The following is a 12,153-nucleotide window of genomic DNA, read 5'->3' as shown; positions in this document are numbered from 1 at the left end:
CTTCAGACCCGCGCAGCGGTCACTGCGGCCGAACCCCAGGTGGTTCTCCAGCGACGTTTGACCCCGTGCAGACCGAACCACGCCAACACGCCGAGGCTGGCGAACAACCACAGCGCCAGTTGATAGCTGCCGGTGCTTTGCTTGATCGCGCCCATGCCGGCCGCCAGGGCAAAGCCGCCGATGCCGCCGGCCATGCCGATCAGCCCGGTCATCACGCCGATCTCCAGGCGAAAACGTTGCGGCACCAACTGGAACACCGCGCCGTTGCCGGCACCGAGACCGAGCATGGTGCAGACGAACAGCGCCAGTGCGGCGTAGGAGCTGGGCAGGTTGAAACCGACGGCGGCGATGCAGATTGCCGCTACGGTGTACATCGCCAACAAGGTGCGGATGCCACCGAAGCGATCTGCCAACGCGCCACCCAGCGGACGCATCAGGCTGCCACCGAACACGCAGGCAGCGGTGTAGTAACCCGCCGTGACAGGACTCAGGCCGTATTGGTCGTTGAAGTAGCCGGGCAGGGCGCTGGCCAGGCCGATGAAGCCGCCGAAGGTCACGCTGTAGAAAAACATGAACCACCAACTGTCGCGGTCGCCGAGGGCTTTGAAGTAGTCGGCCATGGCTTTGGCCTTGGGCCGCTGCGGGGCGTTTTTTGCCAGCCAGGCGAACAGCACCAGCGTCAGGATCAATGGAATCAGGGCGAAACCGAAGACGTTGCTCCAGCCGAACGCCGCAGCCAGCACCGGGGCAATCAGTGCGGCAAACACGGTGCCGGAGTTACCGGCGCCGGCGATGCCCATGGCCTTGCCCTGATGCTGCGGCGGATACCATTGCGAGGCCAGCGGCAGGGCCACAGCAAACGAAGCACCGGCCATGCCGAGGAACAGTCCCAGAATCAGCGCCTGTTCATAACTGTGGATGCCGAGTTTCCACGCGCCGAACAGCGCGCAGATCACGATCACCTGACCGATCAGGCCAGCGGTTTTCGGCGACAGACGATCGGCCAGCATGCCCATCACAAAGCGCAGCACCGCGCCGGCGAGAATCGGTGTCGCCACCACCAGACCACGTTGTTGCGTGGTCAGGTGCAGGTCGGCGGCGATCTGCACCGCCAACGGACCGAGCAGGTACCAGACCATGAAGCTCAGGTCGAAATACAGGAACGCTGCGAACAGGGTCGGGGTGTGGCCGGATTTCCAGAAGCTTGAATTCATCGCGCACCTCAGCTGAAAAGAGTCTCGAAAGGAGTCACAGCAGGTGGCGCGCCGCCACGGCCGCACCACCGGCCCCGGGCTGTGGGGCCAAAACGCAAAAACGCCGCTACCTGGTTCGCCGATGTGGGCGAGCGGGGTGAGCGACGTCTTTGTCGTGGGTGGGGCAACCGCCGTTGGTTACCTGTGCGGAATACTTAGCCAGATTTGTGCCAATGAGTGAAACGGCGTCGCGGCCTTCGCGAGCAAGCCCGCTCCCACAGGGAATGCATTTCAAAGTGGAACCCCGACCTGCTTCACAGGGGAATGCGTTCCAAATGTGGGAGCGGGCTTGCTCGCGAAGGGGCCGGGAAAGCCAGCGCAGGCCTTCAGCCCAGCAACTCACTCATGGCAATGATCTGCTCCGCCACCTGAATCAGCTTCTGCTGGCGGCTCATGGCCTGGCGGCGCATCAGGGTGTAGGCCTCTTCTTCGTTGCAATCCTTCATTTTCATCAGCAGCCCTTTGGCCAGTTCGATGCGTTTGCGCTCCGCCAGTTGCTGGTCGCGGGCCAGCAGTTGCGCGCGCAAGGCCTGATCGCTTTCGAAGCGCGCCATGGCCACATCGAGAATCGGCTGCAGGCGCTGGGCGTGAATGCCCTCGACGATGTAGGCACTGACCCCGGATTTGATCGCCTGGCGCATCACCCCCGGGTCATGTTCGTCGGTGAACATCACGATCGGCCGGGGCTGGTCGCGGCTGACCAGCACCACTTGCTCCATGACATCGCGGCTCGGTGACTCGGTATCGATCAGGATCACGTCCGGGCGCACTGTTTCGACGCGGGCCGGCAGGTCGATGGTCAGGCCGGACTCATCGATGACCTCGAAACCGGCCTCGGTCAGCGCGGCCTTCAGGCGCCCGACTTTTTTCGCGGTGTCGTTGATCAGCAGAATGCGCAGCATATTGGCGGTCTCCTGTCAGCGGCGGGCGAGAAGGGCAGCGCTGCCGCTCAGGGCGTGCAGCTTGAAACTGCGGGCGTAACCAGCCGGATCGCTGCCGTCCCAGACTTTGCCATCGAGCAACTGGCTGCTGCGCATCTCCTTGCCCCACGCGGCGACACCGACGGCGGTGGCTGCTTCGCGGTAAATGTCCAGTTGCTGAACCTGGCGGGCCACCGCGAGGTAGTCGGGATCCTCGCGTAACAGGCCCCAACGGCGGAATTGGGTCATGAACCACATGCCGTCGGACAGGTACGGCAGATTCACCTCGCCGTTGCCGTGAAAACGCAAGGCGTGCGGGTCCTGCCAGCGGTTGCCGAGGCCATCGGCGTAATCCCCGAGAAAACGCGGTTCGATGCAGGACAGCGGGGCGTCGAGGTATTCCGGGGCGCTCAGCAGCTGCGCGGTGCTGCGGCGGTTTTCCGGGTTTTGCTCGATGAAGCGGCTGGCCTCGAGGATCGCCATCACCAGCGCCCGGGCGGTGTTGGGGTATTGCTCGACGAACGCGCGGGTGCAGCCAAGGACTTTTTCCGGGTGGTCAGGCCAGATGCTCTGGCTGGTAGCGAGGGTGAACCCCAGATCCTGTTGCACGGCGCTGGCCGCCCACGGCTCACCGACGCAGAAGCCATCGATACGCCCGGCTTGCAGATGCGCAACCATTTGCGGCGGCGGTACCACTACGCTGTCGACGTCCTGCAACGGGTGAATGCCCTGACTCGCCAGCCAGTAATAAAGCCACATCGCATGGGTGCCGGTGGGGAAGGTCTGGGCGAAGGTCAGTTTTGCGCGGGTTTGGTGCGCCTGCCGATCGAGTGCTTCAGGACTGGTCACGCCCAGTTGCTGCAAGCCGTGAGACAGGTTGAGGCTCTGGCCGTTCTGGTTCAGGCCCATCAGCACCGCCATGTCGCTCGGGGCGACGCCGCCGATGCCCAGGTGCACCGCGTAAATCAGCCCGTACAGGCTGTGGGCCACATCCAGCTCACCGCTGACCAGTTTGTCGCGCAAGGTCGCCCAGGACGCCTGGCGCTTGAGGTTGATCGTCAGGCCGTAGGGCTGGGCGAAGCCCTGTGTCGCGGCCACGACTACCGAAGCGCAATCGCTCAGGGCCATGAAGCCGAGGTTGATCACGCTTTTTTCTGGAGCATCACTGCCGTTGACCCAGGCCAGCGGCCCGACGGACGAATCACTCATATAAAGCCACCCTCAAAAAAAACGCCGTCCCAGGCTTTGCTAAGGCAAAACCTCCGAACGACGCCATTGTCCGTGCCCGCACGCCGCCATTGGCCTGTGGGCTGATACCCTGAAAGTGCAAGGCATATGCCAGTCAGGCTGATTTACCTGTGTGCCTCGCGCCGGGGGACGTTGCCCGGCTATAATCGCCGCCTCTTTTCGCCGCCCGAGTCATCGCCGCCCATGTACACCCTGGCCCGTCAGCTGTTGTTCAAACTTTCCCCGGAAACCTCCCACGATCTGTCGCTGGATCTGATCGGCGCGGGTGGGCGTTTGGGCCTCAACGGCATGCTGTGCAAGAAGCCGGCGAATGTGCCGGTGACGGTCATGGGCCTGGACTTCCCGAACCCGGTGGGTCTGGCGGCCGGTCTGGACAAGAATGGCGCGGCCATCGACGGTTTCTCGCAACTGGGTTTCGGTTTCGTCGAAATCGGCACCGTGACCCCGCGTCCGCAGCCGGGCAACCCGAAACCACGGATCTTCCGTCTGCCGGAAGCCGAGGCGATCATCAATCGCATGGGCTTCAACAACCTCGGTGTGGATAACCTGCTGGCGCGGGTCGCGGCGGCCAAATACAAGGGCGTGCTGGGGATCAACATCGGCAAGAACTTCGACACTCCGGTCGAGCGCGCGGTGGACGACTATCTGATTTGCCTGGACAAGGTGTATGCCCACGCCAGCTATGTCACGGTCAACGTCAGCTCGCCGAACACCCCGGGCCTGCGCAGTCTGCAGTTCGGTGATTCGCTCAAGCAGTTGCTGGCGGATCTGGCCACGCGCCGCGCCGAACTGGCCCTGCGTCACGGCAAACATGTGCCGCTGGCGATCAAGATCGCCCCGGACATGACCGACGAAGAAACGGCGCAGGTGGCTCAGGCACTGATCGAAACCGGAATGGACGCAGTGATCGCCACCAACACCACCCTGAGTCGCGTCGGCGTCGAAGGCATGGAGCACGGTGACGAGGCGGGTGGTCTGTCCGGCGCTCCGGTGCGTGACAAGAGCACGCATACCGTGAAGGTGTTGGCGGCTGAGCTGGGTGGTCGGTTGCCGATCATCGCGGCCGGTGGCATCACTGAGGGCAAGCATGCGGCCGAGAAGATCATGGCGGGTGCGAGCCTGGTGCAGATTTACTCGGGCTTCATCTATAAGGGCCCGGCGCTGATTCGCGAATCGGTCGACGCGATCGCCGCGCTGCGCTGAGGTTTTCTGAGGGCTTTTGTGGCGAGGGAGCTTGCTCCCGCTGGGTTGCGAAGCAGCCCCAAGTTTGTCAGGTATAGCGAGGATTCAGGATTTACGACTGCTGCGCAGCCGAGCGGGAGCAAGCTCCCTCGCCACAGGGGATTGCATTTTCAGGCATAAAAAAGGGCTCCTCGAAGGAGCCCCTGGGCCGAAGCCCGCCGTCCGGGAAGGACGTGCATGGTAAGTCGCTAGAAATTCAGATTGTCGTGTTGCAATAAGTGCCCTGTGTCAGCCGACGGCGTGAAGTTCGTTGAGTCTGTGGATCCCCGCAGTGCCGGTCATACCGTCCCAGTTGTCGCCGCGTCCTTCTCGCCAGCCGTTGATCCAGGCTTGGCGTACCGACGGTAGAGTAAATGGGCAAAGCTCGCGGGATTTGCCACCAACGCCATATTGATATCCGCGCAAAAATGCTCTTTCCAACGGATCACGCTTAAGTCTTCTCATAGGGTGTTTCCCTCACTTGTTGACTGTTTTCGTCGCGTTGACCTCAACCGAGGTCTGGCAGAAAAAACTCTGCCGTTGGGCGGCTCGCTGCCGGCGTGGCGAGCCAAGGTGTTGACGCCGTTGCGACGTCAACCTGTGGTCAGTTCTAACCAATGAGTCACACCGAGGGAATGATCGTTTTGTCATAAGGACGTAACGAAAATAGTGCTACAGCCATAAGTAACGACGGGTTTCATGAACGTTTTTTCAGCAAACCCCGGTATGATCGGCCCCGCGCTGGATGATGGGGTTAATCCTTTAGTGAGAATGACCCACGTTTACGCTCGGTTACTAAGCGACGAAGGGTCGCTTTAAGACTTTTTGTTTCATCAACTATTTTCTCTGTCCCGGCATCTAAGCTCTTTTAACCCGAGCAGCGGGGATGGAACGGCACACCTTCGTGCCACGCGGGCGCTCTTTTAGAAAAGCGCCTGATTGAAAACCGGATCGGCAATGCGTTGCCGGTTCACTAGCCAAAGGCTCTGGAAATACCATGTCCGACCGTTTCGAACTCTTCCTCACTTGCCCCAAAGGCCTTGAAGGCCTGCTCATCGAGGAAGCCGTCGGGCTTGGCCTTGAAGACGCCCGCGAGCACACCTCCGCCGTGCGTGGCATGGCGACCATGGAAACCGCTTATCGCCTGTGCCTGTGGTCGCGTCTGGCCAACCGGGTGTTGCTGGTGCTCAAGCGCTTCCCGATGAAAGATGCTGAAGACTTGTACCACGGCGTGCTTGACGTCGAGTGGCAGGATCACATGCTCGCCGACGGCACCCTGGCCGTTGAATTCAGCGGCCACGGCTCGGGCATCGACAACACCCACTTCGGTGCGCTGAAAGTCAAAGACGCCATCGTCGACAAACTGCGTACCCCGCAAGGCGACCGTCCGTCGATCGACAAGCTCAACCCGGATCTGCGTATTCACCTGCGCCTGGATCGCGGCGAAGCGATCCTGTCCCTCGACCTTTCCGGCCACAGCCTGCATCAGCGCGGTTACCGCCTGCAGCAGGGCGCGGCGCCGCTGAAGGAAAACCTCGCGGCAGCGATCCTGATCCGTTCCGGCTGGCCGCGCATTGCGGCCGAAGGCGGCGCGCTGGCTGACCCGATGTGCGGTGTCGGTACGTTCCTCGTCGAAGCCGGGATGATCGCCGCCGACATGGCGCCGAACCTGCGCCGCGAGCAGTGGGGCTTTACCGCATGGCTCGGTCACGTTCCGGCGCTGTGGAAAAAACTCCATGAAGAAGCGGTCGAACGCGCCGCTGCCGGTCTGGCCAAGCCGCCGCTGTGGATTCGCGGTTACGAAGCCGACCCGCGCCTGATTCAGCCGGGCCGCAATAACGTCGAGCGCGCCGGTCTGAGCGAGTGGATCAAGATCTATCAGGGCGAAGTCGCGACCTTCGAGCCGCGTCCGGACCAGAACCAGAAAGGTCTGGTGATCTGCAACCCGCCGTACGGTGAGCGTCTGGGTGACGAAGCCAGCCTGCTTTACCTCTATCAGAACCTTGGCGAGCGCCTGCGGCAGGCCTGCCTGAACTGGGAAGCGGCGGTATTCACCGGCGCCCCGGATCTGGGCAAGCGCATGGGCATTCGCAGCCACAAACAGTATTCGTTCTGGAACGGCGCGCTGCCGTGCAAACTGCTGTTGATCAAAGTGCTGCCGGATCAGTTCGTCACCGGCGAGCGGCGGACCCCGGAACAGCGTCAGGCCGAGCGTGAGCAAGCCGCTTACGATCAAACCCCGAACGAGCCGCAAGAGCGCAAGTACAACAAGAACGGCAACCCGATCAAACCGACGTCAGCCCCGGCGCCAGTGGTCGAGCAGCCGCGCCTGAGCGAAGGCGGGCAGATGTTTGCCAACCGCCTACAGAAAAACCTCAAGGCGATGAGCAAGTGGGTCAAGCGCGAAGGCATCGACTGCTACCGCGTCTACGATGCCGACATGCCGGAATATGCCATGGCCATCGACCTGTATCACGACTGGGTGCACGTGCAGGAATACGCCGCGCCGAAGTCGATCGATCCGGAAAAGGCCTCGGCGCGCATGTTCGATGCCCTGGCGGCGATCCCGCAGGCGCTGAACGTCGACAAGAGCCGCGTGGTGGTCAAACGCCGCGAGCGGCAGAGCGGCACCAAGCAATACGAGCGTCAGGCGGCGCAGGGCAAGTTCAATGAGGTCAGCGAAGGCGGCGTCAAGCTGCTGGTGAACCTCACCGACTACCTCGACACCGGGCTGTTCCTCGATCACCGGCCAATGCGCATGCGCATTCAGAAAGAGGCCGCCGGCAAGCGCTTCCTCAATCTGTTCTGCTACACCGCGACCGCCAGTGTGCACGCGGCCAAGGGCGGCGCGCGCAGCACCACCAGCGTCGACCTGTCGAAGACTTACCTCGACTGGGCGCGGCGCAACCTGTCGCTGAACGGCTTCTCCGACAAGAACCGTCTGGAGCAGGGCGACGTGATGGCGTGGCTGGAAAGCAGCCGCGACGAGTACGACCTGATCTTCATCGACCCGCCGACCTTCTCCAACTCCAAGCGCATGGAAGGCATCTTCGACGTGCAGCGTGATCAGGTGCAGTTGATCGACCTGGCCATGGCACGTCTGGCGCCGGGTGGCGTGCTGTATTTCTCCAACAACTTCCGCAAGTTCCAGCTGGAGGAGAACCTGGCCGAACGTTACGCGGTCGAGGAAATCAGCGCGCAGACCATCGATCCGGATTTTGCGCGTAACACCAAGATCCACCGCGCCTGGAAAATCACGGCTCGTTGACGCTTGGGCGGGTTGGATCCACAGAGCCTTGATTTTTAAAGGCTCTTGGATCCGATCAGCGCTAGCCAAATTAATGGCTAATAGCTATAACTCAACTCATGGCCAATGGGGTTTTCCCCCCGAAACAATGGCGTCGTGAGTTGCCCCTATGTCGTTGCACCCCGTGCGCCCAAAGATTCTGGGTTTTATCAGCGAAGACGTCTCGGCCTGGCTGGTCGCGCTGCTGGTATTGCTCGCCGGCGGGATTCTCACGGGGCTGCTCGCCTGGGCTACCCTCAATCAGTTTCACCATCAACTGCGCCAACGCTTCCAGCTGCTGGCCAATGAGCGTTACAGCCGCATCGAAGAACGTTTCCAGGATCAGGAACAGCGTCTCGATGGCCTGCGCCGTTTCTTCGCCAACTCCGATTCGGTCTCACGCAACGAATTCGACGGCTATGCCAAACCGCTTCTATTACGCACCCAGGCCTATTCCTATGCGCCACGGATTAGCCGTGCCGAACGCCCGGCGGTCGAACAGGCCGTGCGTAACGAAGGCTTCAGTACCTTCACCTTTCGTGAACTGAACGCTGACGATCAGTTGCAGACCGCCGCTGATCGCCCCGAATACGTACCGGTGATCTACACCCAGAGCCTCAGCCGCTTGCCCACACCGCTGGGTTACGACTTGCTGGCGCAGCCGCTGCGCCGGGCGACGCTGGAACGCGCCGACCGCACCGGGCACATGGTGGTGTCGCAACCATTGCATCTAGTGGGGATTGATCCGGCGTATGCCCGGGGCGTCTTGCTGCTGGCGCCGGTCACTCGTGAAGGGGCGCCGAAAGGGCCGCCGCAAGGCTATGTGATGGCGGTGATCAGCATGCAGCAGTTGCTGGCCGACGGACTGCCGGAGGAGCACCAGGATTTCCTAAATGTACGCATTCTCGACCTGTCCACCGATGAACAGCATGAAGTGCTCTACGAGTCCGCCAACCAGGCCGGGGCCAGTGATCTGTCCGCCACACGTCTGTTGCGCATGGCCGACCATGACTATCAAGTGGACATGCAGCCCAGTGAAGCCTTTCTGCAGGCCAACCATTCGTCGATCAGCAGCCTGGTGGTGCTGGGGGCGCTGCTGAGTCTGTTGCTCAGCGCACTGCTATACGTGCTGGTCAGTCAACGCCAGCGCGCCTTGCGCATGGTCGAACTGCGCACCCAGGAACTGCACGCCCGCGAGCAGGAATTGCGCGGCACCCACGGTCAGTTGCGTGGCGTGCTGAATGCCGCAACCCAGGTGGCAATCATCGCCACCGACCTGCGCGGGGTGATCAACACCTTCAACCCTGGCGCCGAACAGATGCTCGGCTACAGCAGCGCCGATGTGGTCGGGCACATGACCCTGGAAAACCTGCATCTGCCGCGAGAGCTGGCGGCGCGTTCGGCGGAGTTGAGTGCGCGTTACGGCAAGAGCATTCCGACCTGCCACGCGATGCTGGTCGAGGGCGGCGAGGTCGGCGGTCATGAGGCGCGCGAATGGACGCTGGTGCGCAGCGACGGCAGTCATCTGCCGGTGAACATGCTCGCCACCCCGGTGCTCGATGAGCAGGGTTTGTGGGTCGGGCATCTGGCGATCTGCATCGACATCACCGAGCGCAAGCGCGTGCACGAAGCGCTGGCGGCGCGGGATGTATTGCTGAAAAAGCTCAGCGCGCACGTGCCCGGCGGCATCTACCAATTCAAGATGGAGTTCGACGGGCGCTTCAGCGTGATCTACGCCAGCGATGGCATCCGCGAGATCTACGAGCTGGAGCCGGACGTGTTGCTGCTCAATGCCGAGGCGATTTTCACCCGCATCCATCCACAAGACGTCTCGCGAGTGCGCAGCTCGATCCGTGCTTCGGCAGACAGCCTCAGCCCATGGCGCGAGGAATACCGTGTGCAGTTGCCCGAGCGCGGCCTGCGCTGGGTGCGCGGCGAGGCGACGCCGGAAGAGCTGCCGGGCGGCGGCGTGCTGTGGCACGGCTACATCTCGGACATTTCCGACTTGAAACGGGTGGAAGAGGAATTGCGGGCGCTATCGGTCACCGACTCGCTGACCGGTATCCACAACCGCCGCTACTTCCAGGAACGCCTGACCACCGAAATGGCCCGGGTGGAGCGCGGCGGCGGTGAGCTGTCGGTGATCATGCTCGACATCGACCACTTCAAACGCATCAACGACCAGTACGGTCATGCCGTCGGTGATCGGGTGCTGCAGGCGGTGTGCGAGCGCATCGGCCATCGCTTGCGGCGTACCGATGTGTTCTGTCGTCTCGGTGGTGAAGAGTTCATGGTGCTGTGCCCGGACATCGACGGCGAGCATGCGTACATGCTGGCGGTGGAGTTGTGGCAAGGCCTGCGCAGTGCGCCGGTGGATGTGGTCGGGGTGGTGACGGCCAGTTTCGGCATCGCCAGCTGGCGCCCGGGGGAGGGCGCGGATGCGCTGCTGCTGCGCGCGGATTCGGGGGTGTATGCGGCGAAGCAGGGCGGGCGTGATCGGGTGGAGCAGATGAGCTGAGCCTTGGCACGATCTACCTGTGGGAGCGGGCTTGCTCGCGAAAGCGGTGTGTCAGCCAGCAAAAATACTGACTGATCTGACGCCTTCGCGAGCAAGCCCACTCCCACATTAGAGCGGCTGTGTTTTTACAGGGCCGAAGCGGTCTGCGGCAGGCGCGGCTGCTTGTACAGATCCAGCAGCACCTGATCCAGCACCGACGACGCGCCGAACGGCGCCTTGTCGTTGAGGATCGCCACCACCGCCCAGGTATTGCCGTTGACGTCGCGGCTGAAGCCGGCGATGGCGCGCACGGTGTTCAGGGTACCGGTCTTGACGTGGGCCTCGCCGCGCATTGCGGTGGTCTTCAGGCGTTTGCGCATGGTGCCGTCGGTGCCGGCAATCGGCAGCGAGCTGATGTACTCGGCGGCGTATGGGCTGTGCCAGGCGGCTTGCAGCATGTTGGCCATCTCGCGGGCGCTGACGCGTTCGGCGCGCGACAGCCCGGAACCGTTCTCCATCACCAGGTGCGGCGCGGTGATGCCTTTCTTCGCCAGCCACTGGCGGACTACGCGTTGTGCGGCCTTGGCGTCGTCACCGTCGGCTTCGTTGCGGTACTTCTGACCGAGGCTCAGGAACAGCTGCTGGGCCATGGTGTTGTTACTGTATTTGTTGATGTCGCGGATGATTTCCGCCAGATCCGGCGAGTAGGCGCGGGCCAGCAGCTTGGCGCCACTCGGGGTCGCGGCGAGGCGATCCTTGCCCTGAATGCTGCCGCCCAGTTCTTTCCAGATCGCGCGCACGGCACCGGCGGTGTAGGTCGCGTGGTCGAGCAGCGACAGATAAGTCTGCGAGCTGCAGCCTTCGCCCAACTGGCCGGCGACGGTCACAGTGACGCTGCCGTCCGCCTGGGTCACCGGGTTGTAGCGCACGCCACCGGTGCACTGCTTGGAGTTGAGCGCCTTGACCGTGTTTTCGATGCGCACGCTGGCAATCGGCGGCTCCACCGAGATCAGCACCCGGCCACCGTCATTGCGCGCGACGAAGCGCAGGGCCTTGAGGTTGACCAGCAGCGAGTCCGGTTTGACCAGGAACGGCTTGTTCTCGTCGTTGCCGTCGTCGTTGAATTCCGGCAGTTGCGGCTGGATGAAGAAGCCGCGGTCGAGGATCAGATCGCCGGTGACCTGGGTCACGCCGTTGGCGCGCAGGTCGCGCATCAGCAGCCAGAGTTTTTCCATGTTGAGCTTCGGATCGCCGCCACCCTTGAGGTACAGGTTGCCGTTGAGAATGCCGCCACTGAGGTCGCCGTCGGTGTAGAACTCGGTTTTCCACTGATGATTGGGGCCGAGCATTTCCAGCGAGGCGTAGGTGGTGACCAGTTTCATGGTCGAAGCCGGGTTGACCGAGACGTCGGCGTTATACACGGTCGGATTGCCCGGGCCGTCGAGCGGGATCATCACCAGTGACAGTGCGGTGGGCTGCAGCTTGCTGGCCTTGAGGGCTTTTTCGACGTTAGGGGTGAGGGCGGTGTTGATGGTGGCAGCGGCAACCGGCAGGGCCAGGGGCAGAAGAAGGCCGGCGAGAAAGAGAGGACGCAACGATTTGATCATATGAAATAAAACCCTGCAGAAGAGGGGAAAAATAACGAGGGCATGGATGAAAAAGCCCTCAGTGGTCATGAAAGTGTCGGCATTATGCCCCAAGGTGTAACAGCTTGTGCCTTGCCCGGGG

At 62.4% G+C, this 12,153-nt stretch carries 8 protein-coding genes; 3 read left to right on the top strand and 5 right to left on the bottom strand.

Annotation, left to right across the window (positions count from 1 at the left end):
- Positions 1 to 2: 2 nt before the first annotated feature.
- The 3 genes from QRN61_RS19215 to QRN61_RS19205 form a co-directional block, all read right to left on the bottom strand.
- On the bottom strand, positions 3 to 1,214 hold the full coding sequence (locus QRN61_RS19215; protein ID WP_027613284.1) for a nitrate/nitrite transporter: 1,212 nt from the start codon (positions 1,212 to 1,214) through the stop codon (positions 3 to 5).
- Between the two features lie 365 nt (positions 1,215 to 1,579).
- The gene (locus QRN61_RS19210; protein WP_027613283.1) at positions 1,580 to 2,155 is read right to left on the bottom strand and encodes an ANTAR domain-containing response regulator; all 576 of its coding nucleotides are present in this window, start codon (positions 2,153 to 2,155) and stop codon (positions 1,580 to 1,582) included.
- Between the two features lie 15 nt (positions 2,156 to 2,170).
- Positions 2,171 to 3,382, bottom strand: a complete 1,212-nt coding sequence (locus QRN61_RS19205) for a CmpA/NrtA family ABC transporter substrate-binding protein (protein WP_285374647.1) — start codon at positions 3,380 to 3,382, stop codon at positions 2,171 to 2,173.
- Between the two features lie 222 nt (positions 3,383 to 3,604).
- Here QRN61_RS19205 and QRN61_RS19200 point away from each other — a divergent pair, with 222 nt between their 5' ends.
- Positions 3,605 to 4,624 (top strand): quinone-dependent dihydroorotate dehydrogenase, encoded by a 1,020-nt coding sequence (locus tag QRN61_RS19200; RefSeq protein ID WP_027613281.1) that lies wholly within the window; start codon positions 3,605 to 3,607, stop codon positions 4,622 to 4,624.
- 267 nt (positions 4,625 to 4,891) lie between these two features.
- Here QRN61_RS19200 and rmf read toward each other — a convergent pair whose 3' ends face one another.
- Positions 4,892 to 5,107, bottom strand: a complete 216-nt coding sequence (gene rmf / locus QRN61_RS19195; protein WP_003223300.1) for a ribosome modulation factor — start codon at positions 5,105 to 5,107, stop codon at positions 4,892 to 4,894.
- A gap of 532 nt (positions 5,108 to 5,639) precedes the next feature.
- On the opposite strand from rmf, the gene rlmKL reads away from it, so the two are divergent.
- Together rlmKL and QRN61_RS19185 are read left to right on the top strand one after the other, a co-directional pair.
- The gene (rlmKL, locus tag QRN61_RS19190; protein ID WP_285374643.1) at positions 5,640 to 7,910 is read left to right on the top strand and encodes a bifunctional 23S rRNA (guanine(2069)-N(7))-methyltransferase RlmK/23S rRNA (guanine(2445)-N(2))-methyltransferase RlmL; all 2,271 of its coding nucleotides are present in this window, start codon (positions 5,640 to 5,642) and stop codon (positions 7,908 to 7,910) included.
- A 148-nt stretch (positions 7,911 to 8,058) separates the two neighbouring features.
- Positions 8,059 to 10,446, top strand: coding sequence for a sensor domain-containing diguanylate cyclase (locus QRN61_RS19185; protein WP_027613279.1), 2,388 nt, complete (start codon positions 8,059 to 8,061; stop codon positions 10,444 to 10,446).
- 125 nt (positions 10,447 to 10,571) lie between these two features.
- Here QRN61_RS19185 and dacB read toward each other — a convergent pair whose 3' ends face one another.
- Positions 10,572 to 12,032 (bottom strand): D-alanyl-D-alanine carboxypeptidase/D-alanyl-D-alanine endopeptidase, encoded by a 1,461-nt coding sequence (gene dacB, locus QRN61_RS19180; RefSeq protein ID WP_096797083.1) that lies wholly within the window; start codon positions 12,030 to 12,032, stop codon positions 10,572 to 10,574.
- Positions 12,033 to 12,153 lie beyond the last annotated feature (121 nt).

It is taken from the genome of Pseudomonas sp. lyk4-TYG-107 (assembly GCF_030209055.1).
Classification (GTDB): domain Bacteria; phylum Pseudomonadota; class Gammaproteobacteria; order Pseudomonadales; family Pseudomonadaceae; genus Aquipseudomonas; species Aquipseudomonas putida_A.
The sequence above is the reverse complement of the archived record's forward strand: the minus strand, read 5'-3'. Positions and strand labels throughout refer to the sequence as shown.